Source organism: Rhizobium moroccans, from assembly GCF_057559155.1.
The window spans coordinates 68165-84021 of the sequence record NZ_JBHFJG010000036.1 but is presented as its reverse complement, the minus strand read 5'-3'; the positions used below and the strand labels follow the sequence as shown (position 1 = coordinate 84021).

The 15857-nt window shown below is 62.8% G+C and carries 15 protein-coding genes; 5 read left to right on the top strand and 10 right to left on the bottom strand.

Annotated features, from left to right (window positions below; genetic code table 11):
• Positions 1–85: 85 nt before the first annotated feature.
• The 4 genes from ACE04I_RS17255 to ACE04I_RS17240 form a co-directional block, all read right to left on the bottom strand.
• Entirely contained in the window at positions 86–319 is a 234-nt protein-coding gene (locus tag ACE04I_RS17255) for a hypothetical protein (protein ID WP_046796918.1), read from the bottom strand.
• 72 nt (positions 320–391) lie between these two features.
• Positions 392–625 carry a hypothetical protein gene (locus ACE04I_RS17250; RefSeq protein WP_487207371.1) on the bottom strand — a complete coding sequence of 78 codons (234 nt, stop codon included), beginning with the start codon at positions 623–625 and terminating at the stop codon, positions 392–394.
• Between the two features lie 163 nt (positions 626–788).
• Positions 789–1625 (bottom strand): SAM-dependent methyltransferase, encoded by an 837-nt coding sequence (locus ACE04I_RS17245; protein ID WP_052760499.1) that lies wholly within the window; start codon positions 1623–1625, stop codon positions 789–791.
• A gap of 30 nt (positions 1626–1655) precedes the next feature.
• Positions 1656–3026, bottom strand: coding sequence for an APC family permease (locus ACE04I_RS17240; protein WP_046796919.1), 1371 nt, complete (start codon positions 3024–3026; stop codon positions 1656–1658).
• A 190-nt stretch (positions 3027–3216) separates the two neighbouring features.
• On the opposite strand from ACE04I_RS17240, the gene ACE04I_RS17235 reads away from it, so the two are divergent.
• Entirely contained in the window at positions 3217–3948 is a 732-nt protein-coding gene (locus ACE04I_RS17235; protein WP_046796920.1) for a response regulator, read from the top strand.
• Positions 3945–5429 (top strand): sensor histidine kinase, encoded by a 1485-nt coding sequence (locus ACE04I_RS17230; RefSeq protein ID WP_046796921.1) that lies wholly within the window; start codon positions 3945–3947, stop codon positions 5427–5429. The genes ACE04I_RS17235 and ACE04I_RS17230 overlap by 4 nt, the downstream gene beginning before the upstream one ends.
• On the opposite strand, the gene ACE04I_RS17225 is transcribed toward ACE04I_RS17230, so the two are convergent.
• Positions 5420–6322: a LysR family transcriptional regulator gene (locus ACE04I_RS17225; protein ID WP_487207370.1), complete on the bottom strand. Its 903-nt coding sequence runs from the start codon at positions 6320–6322 to the stop codon at positions 5420–5422. The two genes, ACE04I_RS17230 and ACE04I_RS17225, sit on opposite strands and share 10 nt — an antisense overlap.
• 145 nt (positions 6323–6467) lie before the next feature.
• On the opposite strand from ACE04I_RS17225, the gene ACE04I_RS17220 reads away from it, so the two are divergent.
• Positions 6468–7346, top strand: a complete 879-nt coding sequence (locus ACE04I_RS17220; RefSeq protein ID WP_487207369.1) for an arginase family protein — start codon at positions 6468–6470, stop codon at positions 7344–7346.
• Positions 7347–7395: 49 nt separating this feature from the next.
• On the opposite strand, the gene scpA is transcribed toward ACE04I_RS17220, so the two are convergent.
• Positions 7396–9531 (bottom strand): methylmalonyl-CoA mutase, encoded by a 2136-nt coding sequence (scpA, locus tag ACE04I_RS17215; protein WP_487207368.1) that lies wholly within the window; start codon positions 9529–9531, stop codon positions 7396–7398.
• 328 nt (positions 9532–9859) lie between these two features.
• Between scpA and ACE04I_RS17210 the strand changes: the two genes are divergently transcribed.
• Together ACE04I_RS17210 and ACE04I_RS17205 are read left to right on the top strand one after the other, a co-directional pair.
• The gene (locus ACE04I_RS17210; RefSeq protein WP_046796925.1) at positions 9860–10108 is read left to right on the top strand and encodes a type II toxin-antitoxin system VapB family antitoxin; all 249 of its coding nucleotides are present in this window, start codon (positions 9860–9862) and stop codon (positions 10106–10108) included.
• Positions 10105–10518 (top strand): PIN domain-containing protein, encoded by a 414-nt coding sequence (locus ACE04I_RS17205; RefSeq protein ID WP_487207367.1) that lies wholly within the window; start codon positions 10105–10107, stop codon positions 10516–10518. Before ACE04I_RS17210 ends, ACE04I_RS17205 begins: the two co-directional genes overlap by 4 nt.
• A 58-nt stretch (positions 10519–10576) precedes the next feature.
• On the opposite strand, the gene ACE04I_RS17200 is transcribed toward ACE04I_RS17205, so the two are convergent.
• From ACE04I_RS17200 to ACE04I_RS17185, 4 genes are all read right to left on the bottom strand, one after another.
• Positions 10577–12583: an acetyl-CoA carboxylase biotin carboxylase subunit gene (locus ACE04I_RS17200; RefSeq protein ID WP_487207366.1), complete on the bottom strand. Its 2007-nt coding sequence runs from the start codon at positions 12581–12583 to the stop codon at positions 10577–10579.
• A gap of 2 nt (positions 12584–12585) precedes the next feature.
• Positions 12586–12963 (bottom strand): hypothetical protein, encoded by a 378-nt coding sequence (locus ACE04I_RS17195; RefSeq protein WP_046796979.1) that lies wholly within the window; start codon positions 12961–12963, stop codon positions 12586–12588.
• Between the two features lie 51 nt (positions 12964–13014).
• Positions 13015–14547 (bottom strand): acyl-CoA carboxylase subunit beta, encoded by a 1533-nt coding sequence (locus tag ACE04I_RS17190; protein ID WP_487207365.1) that lies wholly within the window; start codon positions 14545–14547, stop codon positions 13015–13017.
• 151 nt (positions 14548–14698) lie between these two features.
• A complete protein-coding gene (locus ACE04I_RS17185; protein ID WP_487207364.1) occupies positions 14699–15823 on the bottom strand; it encodes an RHE_PE00001 family protein in 1125 nt (374 codons plus the stop codon).
• Between the last annotated feature and the right edge of the window lie 34 nt (positions 15824–15857).

The window sequence follows — 15857 nt, the reverse complement described above, 5'->3', positions numbered from 1 at the left end:
GTGCCGCACATTGTCCCCCCCCGCGATGCACGATCGGGCGAGAATGGTTCGCAACGGAACGCCATTCCCGCTGAAAGCGCGACACTCAGTTGGGGCGGGTAATGCCCTCATAGTAGTCGCCGCTGTCGGCTTCGGCCGCGACAGCTCCCTTTTCCTTGGCGGAATAGAAGAAGGTCCGATCGTGCTTGATTGCCGGTGCGTTAGCCGCCCGCTGCGAGGAGGCCCCGCCAATGCCTTCGTAGTATTCACCCTCGGCCGCGGCCGAGGCGCCTGCAACGGCGAGGGAAGCGAAAAATGCGATGATAAGGGTATTCTTCATTTTCGTATCCTTTCTGTTCGGTGCAGCGTGTTTGCGACCTGGCTGCTACCGATGTCTTGAATGAACTGCGTTTCAACCGCGGACGCTGTCGTCGCCCATCTGGCGATCGTCGCGCGAGGTGCGCGGACGAACAGACGCGAACTCGGTGCCCGCGCTATCGGTGATGCCGGGATTCCTGTCATCGATCCCGACAGTCTTTTCCGTATGCCACGTCCGGATGGGTGCCTGGCCCTGTTCGGTGGCGCGGAAATGCCGGGGACGGTGGTGAGTGATGCCAGGGTTCCAAGCGTGGCAATGAACACTCACTTCATGGTGTGCTCCTTTCATTTTGCCTGTGGGTTTCAGACGGCTAACTCGCCGCGCTTCGATGGGTGGTACCTAATCCGTGTTTGGTCAGTCATTAGATACCGAAATGCGCATGAACCTATTACCGGTGCTCACAAGTCGAATTCACTCGCGGCTCCGAAGCTCAGTTGGTGGAGCGGGAAGCATTCCATTCGCCGCCGCCCTCAATGCTTCCCGTCATGGTGCCGTCGGTGCCGACCTCTCCGATATAGCGGCGGTCGCCTGCAAGAAAGCTGATCTCCCGGCCGTTCATCCTGGCCTCGCTGATGGGGAGCATCTCCCCGCCCCGGTTCAGCGATCCGGTCAGCATCTGGTAGGTCTGGGTCAGCGTGAGTTCGGCGTCGCCGAGGCGCCAGTTGCCTTCCACTTTGGCGGGGATAATCCACTTGTAGGCATTGCAATAGGTCGTGCAGTCGCCGCCCGCCTCGACCCGCTCGTCGGGCTCCCAGTCACCCATGTCGAACGTGTTGGAAACCACGCGCAGGCCGGGTTCCATGTCCAGCAGGATCGGACGCAATCTGAGGTTCAGTTCGGGCAGCAGGAAAAGGGTGACGACCGTCGCCTCCGAGAAATCCGATTCGAAGATGTCGCCCTGCACGAAGGTTGCGCGGTCGGTCACCCCGGCTGCCTCGGCATTGCGCTGCGAAAGCGCGACCATGTCGGGATTGTATTCGATGCCGTGGGCGCGCGCGCCCAGCCTCGCCGCGGTGATCACCGTGCGTCCATCGCCGGAGCCGAGATCGATGACGTAGTCGTCCTTGGTGACTTCGGCCATTTCGAGCATCCGGTCGACCAACGCTTGCGGGGTGGGCACCCAGACGACATCCTTGCCGGCCTGGCCGACGGAGGGGGTGAACGGCGCCGCCTGATCGGCGGCAGCCGGGCCGATCAGCGTGAAGGGGCTGCCCAATGCGAGGGCAGATACCGTGCAGATAATGGCGGTTCTTCGGAAATGGAACATGGCGGTTCTCCTGGTTGAAGTGCGGTTCGGTCAGTCGGGAGCCGTGACGGCGGTGCGCGCGGGAGAGCTCTTGGAGTGTCCCTTTTCGCCGGTTCGGCGGAAAAACAGGAGCGGCAGGCCCGCCGCCAGGACGGCGAGGCCGATCAGGGCCGAAACGCCGGTATAGGCGAGGCTGGCATGCAGCATATAGGCGCAGGTGAGGCAGAATAGGATCGGCGTCAGCGGATAGAGGGGTACCTTGTAGGGCAGCACCCGCTTGGGCTCGCGAAGCCGCAGAACGAAAACCGCGATGCCGGTGAGCAGCAGGAACCCCCAGAAAACCGGAGCGGTATAATCCACCATCGCCTGAAAGCCGTTGCGCGTGGCCGCGCCCATTCCCACCAATGCGAGCGCGACAATCCCCTGCGCGATCAGACCGTTTGCGGGGTTACTCCCGCGCTCGTCCCACTCGCCGATGCGCGGCATCAGCGTCAGATCGCGGGCCATGGCGAAATAGACGCGCCCGCCGGTGAAGATCGTTGCGTTCAGCGTCGAAACCGCGGCCACGACAATGGCGAGGCTAACGATGAGCGCGCCGGGCGGTCCTGCTACCAGACCCATCATGTCGGCGGCCACCGCCTCGGAGGCGCGAAGCCCGTCGAGTCCCAATATGGAAAGGAGCGCGATATTTGTCAGGACGTAAAGCGCCGTCAGGACGACGGTGCCCAGCACCAGCACCCTGGCGATATTGCGCGGCGCATCCTTGAGCTCGCCGGTGAGATAGGCGGCCTCGTTCCAGCCGCCATAGGTGAGCAAGACGAAGATCATCGCCATGCCGATGGCGGCCGATCCGGGCGCGAGCGCTTCCACTTCCGGAGCCGATCCCGGCGAGCCGAACAGGCCGAAGGCGATGATCGCAACGACGGCGCCGATCTCCACCATCGTGATGACGACTTGCAGCGTCTTGCTCTGCAAGGTGCCGGCGACGTTTATTCCGGTGAACACGACGATCGCCAGCCCTGCGTAAAGAGCGGGGCCGTGCGCACCGAGCGGGAATATCCGCGCGGCGTAATCGCCAAGGACGAAGGCGACGCCGGCGATCGCGCCTGTCTGTATCACGGAGGCGCGCGCCCAGCCGAAGAGCACGGCCATCGGCTTGCCGTAAGCGCGGGAGAGAAAGTGATATTCTCCGCCGGCATGGGGATGCGCGGCCGACAGTTCGGCATAGCACAGCGCGCCGATGAGCGTGACGATCCCACCGGCCACCCAAACGCCGATGAAGGCGAGTTCGCTTTCGACATTGGCGGCGACGATCGAGGGCGTGCGGAAGATTCCGATGCCGACGACCAGTCCGACCATGATCGTGACGGCGTCGAAAACAGACAGCGAGGCTTGCGGAACAGTACGATCGTGTGCCGGCATCCAGAACCCTTCCCTTGAGACAATCGCTTTGCGAGACGGCGCTTGCAGGCCTGGATGATGATCGGCATGTGTCGCAGAGTTCTGTCAGGGAAGGCGGAGTGCTTCTCCGAATGTCGCAGGACCGGCCGCCGACATACTTCGTTACAATTTTTCCCTAGGAGGACATTCGGCCTTCTCCTATTCTCGATGCGTGAGCACCACCGTCAGCCCAACACCCCATATCGTTGTCGTCGATGACCATCGCGACATTCGCGATCTGGTGGGAAAATATCTGGCTCAGCACGGCTACAGGATCAGCCTGGCCGAGAGCGGGGGAGCCCTTCGGCGGCTGCTCGACCGCAGCTCGCCCGATCTCGTCGTGCTCGACGTCATGATGCCGGGAGAGGATGGCTTGTCGATCTGCCGCCAGTTGCGAAGTCGGGGCGAGCTTCCGATCATTCTCCTGACGGCAATGAGCGACGAGACGGACCGCATCATCGGCCTGGAACTCGGAGCGGACGACTACGTCACAAAGCCCTTCAATCCCCGCGAGCTGCTGGCGCGCATCAAGGCGGTGCTCCGGCGCGTCCATAGCCTGCCGCCGCGGCGCGGAACCCTGAAGGTCAGGACCGTGGGCTTCGACCGCTGGGTTCTCGACACGGGACGGAGGGAGATCATCGGCCCCGACGAGATCGCCGTGCCACTTTCGACCGCGGAATTCCGCCTCCTTTCGGTTTTCATCGACCATGCGGGACTGGTGCTCAACCGCGATCAGCTTCTCGACCTGACCGTCGGGCGCGCTGCCGACAGCTTCGACCGCAGTATCGACAACCAGGTCAGCCGGTTGAGGAAAAAGATCGAAGCCGACCCGCGCAACCCTGTGCTAATCAAGACTCATTGGGGCGGCGGCTACAGCTTCACGGCAAGGATCGAGCCGTCATGACTGGCTGGTGGCGACGGAGCTTGGCGGCGCAGTTCATCTGTCTGATCCTGCTTGCGCTTGTGGTCTCCCAGAGCATCGGCCTCTTGGTTTCCTGGGACGAGCGCGGCCAGGCGCTGCGCGCCGCCGCCAAGAGCGAATTCTTGAGCCGCGCCGCCTCGATCGCGAAGCTGGTCGAGGTGACTCCGCCGGAGCTTAAGAGTGATGTTTTGCGGGCAAGCGACACGGCAAGCACGCGATTCTGGATTTCAGCGGACAGCCCGGAAACGGCCCGGGCCTGGCAGGATCTGGCAAGCGCCCAGCTCGCCGCCCCCCTGGCAGGGTTTGCGAAGCTGAACAAGCAGCAGCTCCCGCCGCTGCCGCCGGATCCGAAAGTGCCGAAGATCTACCCGGTGGAAGGTTCCGCCGGCACCGCCGCGGCGGCTAGCACGATCCTGTGGACCGATCTGTCACCGTCGGCCTGGCCCCTGTCGCAGCCTGCGAAATTCGCCTCGCTCAAACGCATCAACGGCATGGGTCTCGCTGTGCAGCTCGGCGGCGGCGCATGGCTGAACGCCGTCGTCTCCAAGCCGATCGCCAACGCCATCTGGACGCAGCAATCGGCCATCTCGCTCGCCATCACCGCGCTCGTTCTTTCCGGGATCGGAATTTTCGTCGCGCGCCGGATCGCCCGTCCGATAAGGCGTCTGGCTGTTGCCGCCGAGGCGCTCGGCCGCGGCGAGGCCGTGCCGCCGCTACCCGAACAAGGGCCGGACGACATTCGCCAGATGACCGAGGCGTTCAACCTAATGCAGGCGCGCCTGCAGCGCTTCGTCGACGACCGGACCCGCATGCTGGCGGCGATCGGCCACGACCTGCGCACGCCGATCACATCGCTGAGGCTGCGCGCCGAATTCGTTTCCGATCCCGAACTGCAGGAGCGCATGCTGGCGACCCTCGACGAGATGCAGTCGATGACCGAAGCCACGCTTGCCTTCGCCCGCGAGGAGGCGACGCTCGAAGAGACCCGTAGCGTGGACCTCACCGCCCTCATCTCCAGCCTGTGCGACGACCTAGCCGATCTCGGTCTCGACGTGACGTTTGCCTGCGCATCGAGGATCGGCTACCGGTGCCGGCCCGACGCCTTGCGCCGGGCGATAAGAAATCTCGTGGAAAACGCGGTGCGTTACGGCAAGCGGGCGCGCGTCTCGCTCGAAAAGCGCGCCGACAGCCTGACCATCCTCGTCGAGGATGACGGCCCCGGCATACCGGTTGCCGATTTCGAGCGGGTCTTCGTGCCGTTCTTCCGCCTTGAGCATTCGCGCAACCGCGAGACCGGCGGCGTCGGCCTCGGCCTGTCGATCGCCCGTGCGATAGCCCGCCATCACGGCGGCGATATCACGCTTGAGAACATCAGCCGGGGTTTCCAGGCGGCGATCCGGTTGCCGCTGATCGGCCAGCTGAGAGAATTTCCGAATACAATGCCGGTGGGGGCTCAGCCCTGAGAGGGCTTTCCGAAGCGCTCGACAAGCCACTGGATGAAGACCTTCAGCCTGGCACTCTGATGTCTGCCGGGAGCATAGACGACATGGAACGGCAGCGTCGGATGGCTCCATTCGCCCAAAACCTCGACGAGCTCTCCCGACTGCAGGTAGGGCAGGAGGAACGGTCTCACGTTCTGGCCGACCCCCATTCCCGCCAGGATCATGGCGATCTGGCCATTGTCCTCATTGGCGGAGAATTGCAGGTCGCTGACGAGGTGCCGGTGACCGGATTTCTCGAAGGCCAGCGGTTTCATCCGGCCGTCAGCATGGGAAAAGAAGCCGACCGCAACATGGTTGGCGGCGAGGTCTTCCGGAGACGCCGGCGCTCCCATCCGCTCCAGATAGGCCGGCGAGGCGCAGGTCACGAAGTCCGCATCGAACAGATGCCTTGCGATCAAGGTTTCGTCGCCGATCTCCCCTGCCCTGATGGCGCAATCGACCCCTTCCCCGATGATGTTTGCGGGCCGGTTGCCGATGCCCAGCGCGATGGAGATATGCGGATACTGCCGATGGAAATCCGGCAGATGCGGGATCAGGACATTCTGCGCGAAGGTCGGGTGGGACTCGATGCGAAGATGGCCTCTCGGCGTCAGCTTCCTGCCCCGCACGGCGCTGTCGGCCTCATCGACCTCCGCCACCAGGCGCGCCGCATACCGGTAATATTCCTCACCCTCGGCAGTCACCACGACATTGCGCGTGGTCCTGTTCATCAACCTTGCGCCGAGATGCTTTTCGAGATCGGTGACGAGCTTGCTGACCGTCGAGCGCGGCACCTGAAGCTGGTTGGCGGCGCCCCGGAAAGACCCGGTATCGACGACCCGCACGAAGGCCCGCATGGCTAGGAGCTGATTCACGGTATTTCCCCGTTCCGGTCATTGTCCATAATCTTGGACAGAGTTGCTATAAATCCGCTATTTTGTTCCTGTTTTCAATCACCAGCTATGTCCTGTCCCAGCAAGGGTAAACCGATCCGAATTCCCGACAGGAAAGAGTGAGACCATGACAATCGACCCGAAAAACATTCTGCGCCTGAACCTTCCGCAATGGCAGGGCGGGGATCACCCAGACTACAGGATAGGCGCGCGCGTTCTTGCAGCGATCGCGCCGAAGGCGCAGGGACCGGAGGAAACGATTGCGGTGCCCGAAGCCCCGGACGCCACGCGACCGGTCGAGCAGGGCATCGTTTCCCGCAAGCCGCTTCTGGACCAGCTTGCCGCAGCCAGATCGGCGATCGCCCGGCACGATCCCGACGCCATCGTCACGCTTGGCGGCGACTGCCTCGTCAACCTCGCGCCCACGGCATATCTCAGCGCGCGGTATGGCGAGGATCTTGCGGTTCTTTGGGTGGACGCGCATCCCGACGTGATGACCGCGAAGCAGTTCCGCAACGCCCATGCGCATGTGCTCGCCATGCTGATGGGGATAGGCGATCCGGACTTCGTGGCCGCCGTGCCGAAGCCGGTGAAGGGAGACCGGGTTCTTTATGTCGGCCTGACCGAAACCGCGCCCTACGAAACGGATTTCATTCCAGAGCACGGAATGACGCGCCTCAGCCCGGAAGACCTGGCCGGCTCCGCCGAGCCCGTGCTGCAATGGCTGCGCGCCTCGGGCGCGAAGAAGGTCGCGGTGCATTTCGACCTGGATGTTCTCGACCCCTCGCTCTACGACTTCCTTCTCTCGCAGGACCCCGATGCCAAACCGAATGCCTATGAGGGCGTTGCGAAAGGCCGGATGCGCTTCGAGGAGGTGGCCAATATTCTGAAGGCCGTGGATGCGGAAGCCGATATCGTGGGACTGGCGATCGCCGAATACATGCCGTGGAGCGCGATCAAGCTTTCGAAGCTCCTTGAGACGCTCCCCCTCCTCGGCAAACGGTGAACTGGAATACCGGCGGAAGTCGAAAGCCCGCCGGCATTCCAACCCATCCTCAGATATTGCGCCGCTTTCCCTCGATGAGGTCGAGCACCTTGTTGGCGGCATCCAGCACATTGGTGCCGGGGCCGAAGACGGCGGCGACGCCGTGTTCTATCAGGTAATCGTAATCCTGCCGCGGGATGACGCCGCCCACCACGACGATGATGTTTTCCGCGCCCTTGGCCTTCAGCGCCTCGACGAGCTGAGGACCGAGCGTCCGATGGCCGGCGGCGAGCGAGGACATGCCGACCACCTGGACCTTTTCCCGGATCGCAAGATCGGCTGCCTCTTCCGGCGTCTGGAAGAGCGGGCCGGCAAGCACGTCGAAACCGATATCCCCGAAGGCGGACGCGATGACCTTGGCGCCCCGGTCGTGCCCATCCTGGCCGAGCTTGGCGACCATGATTTTCGGCTTGCCGGAGGCCTTCGCATAATTGGATAGCCGGCTAACGATCGTCCGGTATTCCGGATCGTCGTCATAGGCGGGGCCGTAGATATCGCTCACCACTTCCGGCACGGCCGAATGATCCCCGAAGGCTTTGCGCATCGAATCCGAAATCTCACCCACCGTGGCGCGGGCACGCGCCGCCTCCACCGCGGCTTCCAGAAGATTGCCCTTGCCGGTGCGGGCGACCTCGGCCAGGGCATCAAGCGTTTGTTCGACCTGTCTCGGATCGCGCTGCCGGCGCACCTCCTCCAGCCGCCTGATCTGCGCATTGCGCACGGCGGTATTGTCGATGGCGAGAATGTCGAGCTCGTCCTCATTCTCCAGCCGGTACTTGTTGACCCCGACGATGATCTCCTCGCCGCGATCGACGCGTGCCTGGCGAAGCGTGGCCGCTTCCTCGATCATCCGCTTCGGCAGGCCTTCCGCGACCGCCCTGGTCATACCTCCGAGGGACTCGACCTCCTTGATGAGCGCCCAGGCTTTTTCAGCCAATTCGTTCGTCAGGCTTTCGACATAGTAGGAGCCGGCGAGCGGATCGACGACCTTGGTGACGCCCGTTTCGTGGCTCAGGATGAGCTGGGTATTGCGGGCGATGCGGGCGGAAAAATCCGTCGGCAAGGCCATGGCCTCGTCCAGCGCATTGGTGTGCAGCGACTGCGTGCCGCCAAGCACGGCAGACAGCGCCTCGTAAGCCGTGCGGATGACGTTGTTATAGGGGTCCTGCTCCTGCAGCGAGACGCCCGACGTCTGGCAATGGGTGCGCAGCATCAGCGAGGAGGCCTTTTGTGGCTTGAACTCCTCCATGATGCGCGACCAGAGGAGGCGCGCGGCGCGGAGCTTCGCCGCCTCCATGAAGAAGTTCATGCCGATGGCGAAGAAGAAGGAAAGCCGACCGGCGAAATCATCGACATTCAGGCCCTTGGCGAGGGCGGCGCGCACATATTCGCGCCCGTCGGCGAGCGTGAAGGCGAGTTCCTGCACGAGCGTCGCGCCGGCTTCCTGCATATGGTAGCCGGAGATCGAGATCGAATTGAAGCGCGGCATTTCCTTCGCCGTATATTCGATGATGTCGGCGACGATCCGCATCGAGGGCTCGGGCGGATAGATATAGGTGTTGCGGACCATGAACTCCTTGAGGATATCGTTCTGGATGGTTCCGGAAAGCTCGGCCCGCGAACAGCCCTGCTCCTCACCCGCGACGATGAAAGAGGCGAGTATCGGGATGACCGCGCCGTTCATGGTCATCGACACGGACATTTCCTTGAGTGGAATGCCGTCGAAGAGGATCTTCATGTCCTCGACGCTATCGACCGCGACGCCCGCCTTGCCGACATCGCCCTCGACACGCGGATGATCCGAATCATAGCCGCGATGGGTGGCGAGATCGAAGGCGACCGAGAGGCCCTTCTGGCCGGCAGCGAGATTGCGGCGATAGAAGGCGTTGGAGGCTTCGGCGGTGGAGAAGCCGGCATATTGGCGGATCGTCCACGGCCTTCCGGCATACATGGTGGCGCGTGGGCCACGCACGAAAGGCTCGAAGCCGGGAAGCGAGTGCAGGTGATCGATCCCCTGCAGGTCGTCGGCCGTATAGAGCGGCTTCACCTCGATGCCTTCGGGCGTACGCCAGACGAGCGTTTCGGGCGATGCCTTCAACTCTTTTTCGGCGAGTGCTTTCCAGTCTTTTATGGTCTTGTCGGTCACCCGTTTCCTCCTCCATGCGCCTTTGGACACGCGCGCCGTCGACGCCGTGTTTATTTATAGTGTTCGGACGGGGCGCTGAAAGCTGCCTCTTGTATTAGTAAAAAGTAGCACCTCTCAGCGCCCCGTTCAGCGATTTTTATCCGCGACTCCGATCCCTCTGCAGTGGCCGCGCAAGGGACATTAAGGCGAGGAACTTGCCGTTTTTAGGCCGAACCCTCTCGCCACCCATTCACTGTCGCAGCTCAATCCAATAGGACTCTTGAATATCAAGCCATCATTTGCCATCTTGATGGCAGTTCGTATTTATCCTTCTCGGTAGGAGGTAGGAATGGCCGAACCACAGCTTTCCGTCCGCAGCTCAAAGGCGCGCGACCTCGCACACCGGCTTGCCCGCCGTGAAAACCGTTCAATCGCTGATGTGGTCGAACGTGCGCTCGAAGCTTATGAGATCCGCGAAGCGGGGCGCGAGCCCGCCTCTACCTTCTATAGCCGGCTGGCGGCGCAAGCCGGCAGCGACATCGATCTGGAAGCAGTCATTCGCGAAAATCGTCACCCTCATAAGGGCATCGATCTTTGATTTTTCTCGATACCAACGTTGTTTCCGAAACCTTGAAAAAGACGCCGGACGACGCGGTGATCGCTTGGCTGATTCGATACGACGCCGAACTCGCGCTGCCTACCGTAACGATTGCGGAGATAGCATTCGGTATTCAGAAGATCAGGCCCGATCAACGCGCTGAACGGCTAGAGCAGGGATTGTCAGACTGGCGGCGTCGATTTGCCGATCGAATTTTTGGCATGACAGAAGAGGCCGCGCTGGCCTATGGGAAAATCATGGGCACTGCTGTTCGACAGGGACGCGGGATGTCTGCGCCTGACGGCATGATTGCTGCGATTGCGCGGGTTAACGGTGGCCGTTTAGCGACCCGCAACCTGAGGGACTTCGAGACAGCGGGGCTCGATCTTATATGTCCCTGGGATTTCTGACGCCTGGCCGCAGCAATCGGTTCACGGATTCAGCTGCCCCAGCTTCTCACCACCCGCCCTACTCGAACTCGACGATCAGCTCGTCCACCGCAAGACTCTGGCCGGCGATGGCCGCGACGCGCTTGACCACACCCTGTCTCTCGGCCTTCAGAACGTTCTCCATCTTCATCGCCTCGACGGTTGCGAGCGTCTGGCCGGCTTCGACCTGATCGCCCGCCTTGACCGCGACCGAGGTGATGACGCCGGGCATCGGGCAAAGCAGCATTTTCGACGTATCCGGCGGCAGCTTGACGGGCATCAGGCGCGCAAGTTCGGCCACATGCGGGGAGCGAACCCGCGCCGTCACGTCCATGCCGCGCCAGCGCAGCCGGATTGCGGTTCCGGCGAGATCGACCTTCACGCCCATCGGCTCGCCATCCAGATGAAAGGCTGCGTGACTCCGGCCGGGAAGCCAGCCGCTGGCGACCGAAAAGCGCGCGCCATCGGCGAACGTGACGGAGGTGCCGTCGGGAGAGGTTTCGAGAGCGGCGGGCAGCTCGAAACCCGCAAGCGTGACCACCCATTCCTTGCCGACGACGCGGCGGTGATTGCCGATCGTGCCGGAGATCTGCACCGCGCGCTCCTGCAGCACCTGGTTGACCAGAATGGCGATGGCCGCGAGCTTGCGAGCGGCGGCTTCATCCGGGCGCACGCCGGAAAAACCTTCCGGAAACTCCTCCGCAATGAAACCGGTGGTCAGCCGCCCGGCGCGGAACCGCTCATGCTCCATGACGGCCGAGAGGAAGGGAAGATTGTGGCCGATGCCCTCCACCTCGAAATCGTCGAGTGCCGTCGCCATGGCGTCGATCGCCTTGATCCGGTCCGGCGCCCAGGTGCAAAGCTTGGCGATCATCGGGTCGTAATACATGGAGATTTCGCCGCCCTCGAAGACGCCGGTATCGTTACGCACCACGGTGCCATCCTCCCACCGGCCTTCCAGCGGCGGACGGTAACGAGAAAGCCGGCCGATTGACGGCAGGAAGTTGCGGTACGGGTCTTCGGCGTAAAGCCGGCTTTCGACCGCCCAGCCGGTGAGCTTCACATCGTCCTGGCCGAAGGCGAGCTTTTCGCCGGCGGCGACGCGGATCATCTGCTCGACGAGATCGATGCCGGTGACAAGTTCGGTGACCGGGTGCTCGACCTGCAGGCGGGTGTTCATCTCGAGGAAGTAGAAATTGCGATGGCCGTCGACGATGAATTCCACCGTGCCGGCGGAGAAATAGCCGACCGCTTTCGCGAGCGCCACGGCCTGCTCGCCCATGGCCTTCCGCGTCTCGGCATCGAGGAAGGGCGACGGCGCCTCCTCGATGACCTTCTGGTTGCGCCGCTGGATGGAGCATTCGCGCTCGCCGAGATAGAGCGTGTTGCCGTGCCTGTCGCCCAGCACCTGAATTTCGATGTGGCGCGGCTGAGTGACGAATTTCTCAATGAAGATGCGGTCGTCGCCGAAGGAGGACTTCGCCTCGTTCTTCGACGACTGAAAGCCTTCGCGGGCCTCCTTGTCGTTCCAGGCGATACGCATGCCCTTGCCGCCGCCGCCGGCGGACGCCTTGATCATCACCGGATAGCCGATGGAAGAGGCGATCGTCACCGCCTCCTCGGCATCCTCAATGAGGCCCATATGGCCGGGCACAGTGTTGACGCCGGCTTCGGCCGCTATCTTCTTGGAGGTGATCTTGTCGCCCATGGCCTCGATCGCCTTGACGGGCGGGCCGATGAAGGCAACGCCTTCCTTTTCGAGTGCCGCGGCGAAGGCGGGATTTTCCGAGAGAAACCCGTAGCCGGGATGGACGGCATCGGCGCCGGTCTTGCGGATCGCATCGAGGATCCTGTCGATGACGATATAGGACTGGCTGGAGGGGGCGGGCCCGATATGCACCGCTTCGTCTGCCATGCGCACATGCAGCGCGTCGCGATCGGCATCCGAATAGACGGCGACCGTCGCGATGCCCATCTTCTTAGCCGTTCTGATAACCCGGCAGGCGATTTCGCCACGATTGGCGATGAGGATCTTCTTGATCGCCAAACTCAAATCTCCATCACGTCTTCGAAGGATTCCGGAAAGCTCTGGCGCGCAACCTTCTCGTTGATCACCAGCAGCGCCTCGTAGGAGGTCGGATCGAAATTGTCCTCAGCCGGCACGACCTCGCGGCCGAACAGGAGGTTGAGTCGGCCGGCATCGAGATTGCCGCGCTCGAAGGGTTCCGGGCCGAAATGATGCCACAGTGCGTGCAGGAAGGCGGCGTCCACCTTGTGCTCGATCGTGCCCGGCCGGGCGCGGCGCTGCAGCGGCTTCAAAGGCGTCGCACCCTTTTCGTTCGCCCGACGGATCGTGAAGTGATGGCCATGGCCCGGCATGCCGGAGGGAAAACCCCGATGTTTGGTCATTTCGGGCGGTCTGGGCATCGGGAACTCCTGCGGTATTTCATGGCTGGCGGCCGCCGTCACAGCGGACCTCTAGAGCGGAATCGTGTCGTGTTTTTTCCAATGCGTCGTCACCTGCTTGTTGCGCAGCGAGGCGAAGGCGCGGGCGATACGGCGTCGGGAAGAATGCGGCATGATGACTTCGTCGATGAAGCCGCGTTCGGCCGCCACGAAGGGGTTGGCGAAACGCTCCTCATATTCCTTCGTCCGCGCTGCGATTTTTTCCGGATCGGAGAGTTCCGAGCGGTAGAGGATCTCGGTCGCGCCCTTGGCGCCCATCACGGCGATCTCGGCCGTCGGCCAGGCGTAATTTATGTCCGCGCCGATATGCTTCGAGGCCATGACGTCATAGGCGCCGCCATAGGCTTTCCGCGTGATCAGGGTCACCATCGGCACGGTCGCCTCCGAATAGGCGAAGAGCAGCTTGGCGCCGTGCTTGATGACGCCGCCATATTCCTGCGCCACGCCCGGCAGGAAGCCCGGCACGTCGACCAGCGTGAGGATGGGGATCGAGAAGGCGTCGCAGAACCGCACGAAACGGGCAGCTTTGCGTGAACTGTCGATATCCAGGCAGCCGGCGAGCACCATCGGCTGGTTGGCGACGACGCCAACCGTCTGGCCCTCGATACGAATGAAGCCGGTGATGATGTTTTTGGCGAAGGCTTCCTGGATCTCGAAAAAATCGCCCTCGTCGGCAATCGCATGGACAAGCTCCTTCATGTCGTAGGGCTTGGCTGCACTGTCGGGGATCAGGCTGTCGAGGCGGTTTTCGAGGCGGGCCGGGTCGTCGTGGAAGGGACGGACTGGCGGCTTCTCGCGGTTGTTCAAGGGCAGGAAATCGAAAAGCCGGCGCACCGCTTCCAGCGTCTCGATGTCGTTTTCGAAGGCCGCATCGGCAACGGAGGATTTTTGCGTGTGGGTGCGGGCGCCGCCGAGTTCCTCGGCCGTGACGATCTCGTTGGTGACGGTCTTCACCACGTCCGGACCTGTGACGAACATGTAGGATGAATCGCGCACCATGAAGATGAAATCGGTCATGGCCGGCGAGTAGACCGCGCCGCCGGCGCAGGGTCCCATGATGACGGAAATCTGGGGGATGACGCCGGAGGCCTCGGCATTGCGGCGGAACACTTCCGCGTAACCGGCAAGCGAGGCCACACCTTCCTGGATGCGCGCCCCCCCGGAATCATTGAGCCCAATCACCGGCGCGCCGACGCGCACCGCCATATCCATGATCTTGCAGATCTTCTGGGCATGGGTCTCGGAAAGCGAACCGCCGAGCACGGTGAAATCCTGGGAAAAGACGTAAGTTTGGCGGCCGTTGATCGTGCCCCAGCCGGTGACGACGCCATCGCCCGCGACCTTCTGGCTCGCCATGCCGAAATCGACCGCGCGATGGGTGACATACATGTCGAACTCCTCGAAGGAGCCCTCGTCAAGCAGGACCTCGATGCGCTCGCGCGCCGTCAACTTGCCCTTGGCGTGCTGCGCGGCGATGCGCTTTTCGCCGCCGCCGAGCCTTGCTTCAGCCCGCCGCTTCTCGACCTCACCCAGAACTGCGCGCATTGTTCCTCCTCAACATTCCACGACGTTTCTTAGCGTTTCATCCTGGCGGAGAAAATCGCTGAACGAGCATATTCGCGAAAGTATAAGAACTCAGTTCAAAAATCGCCCAATTGCAAGCCGCGCGGCCTTGAATGGCAAGGATTGCTGCGGATCAAATCACGCCCCAAGCCCGAAACCTCCCCCTCCCCGTCAGTTCCCTGAGGTTCAGCGCGCTGGCGATTTTGAGTGCACCCTGCGGCGTTACGCCAAGCGCTTCGGCGATCATTCCGGCCGATACCATTGGCTTCGAAAGGACGAGATCGACCAGTTGCGGAAGCTTCGACGAGGCACGGCGTCCTGCGAGCCGGCGCTGCATCTGCTGGCGGGCCAGAAGCAACCGATCATGCTCCTTCAACCCGGCCTCCGCGCCGGCGGCGATTCCATCGAGAAAGGCGAGTAACCGGTCGTTGCGATCGCGGCTGGCGCGGCGTTCGCGCGGGATGGCTTTCAGTCCGAGGTTGACGGTTGCCAGATGCACCAGGGTGATGCCGGTCTCGCGAAGCAGGGCTGCGGCAAGCAGCCGGCCAAGCCATGGCGCGTGCTGCAGGACCTGCAACTGGTTCCACGCATCGAGCAGAAGCACGGCGCGCAGCATCGGTGGCAGCCCTTCTGTTTCAAAAAGCACGGCGCGCCATTCCTCGATGCGCGAATCCTCGTCCCAGTCCGGTTCGTAGACGAGCGGATCGCGCTCCCGTGGGGGCGATGGCGCCGGCGGGGCTGCGGCCAGGGAAAGCAGGGCCTCGCTTCGGGCAAGCACTGCATCGATCTCCGCAAACTCCCTGGCAAGCGGATCGTCGGCATCGTCCTCATCTTCTTTCTCAGTCCCCTCCCCGTCCGCGATCGGCTGCGAGACCTCTTCGACCGCTGCCAACGACGCACCCGACCCGATATCCATGCGGCCGCGCAGATGCCGCAGACCCTCAATGCTGAGCGCCCAGTTGGGTGGATGAGCCAGAATGCGTCGGCGGGTGCGGAGCACATCATGGGCGATGGTCAGCTCATGCGTCGGTGCGCGGATGCCCATGCCGGCATCATGGAGGACGACATCCTCCAGATGCACGAGTTCTCCATCGATCCACATTGAGGCACAGGCATCAGCGAAGTCGGCGCGGCTGATGCAGCCCTCGCGCAAGTCGGTTCGGCTCAGGCGCTCGTCGAGCCGCGCAAGCGCGGCCGTCGTGGCCGCCACCGGTGAAATCAGGCTGTGCAGGGGCAATTTCGCAAGATCGTAACGCATTGATGTTGTTGTAGCTGATTTGCGTTATGAAAGC

What these genes read in the sequence shown, in the direction of transcription:
- ACE04I_RS17255 (WP_046796918.1), bottom strand. Translation starts at nt 319, where the DNA reads ATGAAGAATACCCTTATCATCGCATTTTTCGCTTCCCTCGCCGTTGCA.
- ACE04I_RS17245 (WP_052760499.1), bottom strand. Translation starts at nt 1,625, where the DNA reads ATGTTCCATTTCCGAAGAACCGCCATTATCTGCACGGTATCTGCCCTC.
- ACE04I_RS17240 (WP_046796919.1), bottom strand. Translation starts at nt 3,026, where the DNA reads ATGCCGGCACACGATCGTACTGTTCCGCAAGCCTCGCTGTCTGTTTTC.
- ACE04I_RS17230 (WP_046796921.1), top strand. Translation starts at nt 3,945, where the DNA reads ATGACTGGCTGGTGGCGACGGAGCTTGGCGGCGCAGTTCATCTGTCTG.
- ACE04I_RS17220 (WP_487207369.1), top strand. Translation starts at nt 6,468, where the DNA reads ATGACAATCGACCCGAAAAACATTCTGCGCCTGAACCTTCCGCAATGG.
- ACE04I_RS17210 (WP_046796925.1), top strand. Translation starts at nt 9,860, where the DNA reads ATGGCCGAACCACAGCTTTCCGTCCGCAGCTCAAAGGCGCGCGACCTC.
- ACE04I_RS17195 (WP_046796979.1), bottom strand. Translation starts at nt 12,963, where the DNA reads ATGCCCAGACCGCCCGAAATGACCAAACATCGGGGTTTTCCCTCCGGC.
- ACE04I_RS17190 (WP_487207365.1), bottom strand. Translation starts at nt 14,547, where the DNA reads ATGCGCGCAGTTCTGGGTGAGGTCGAGAAGCGGCGGGCTGAAGCAAGG.
- ACE04I_RS17185 (WP_487207364.1), bottom strand. Translation starts at nt 15,823, where the DNA reads ATGCGTTACGATCTTGCGAAATTGCCCCTGCACAGCCTGATTTCACCG.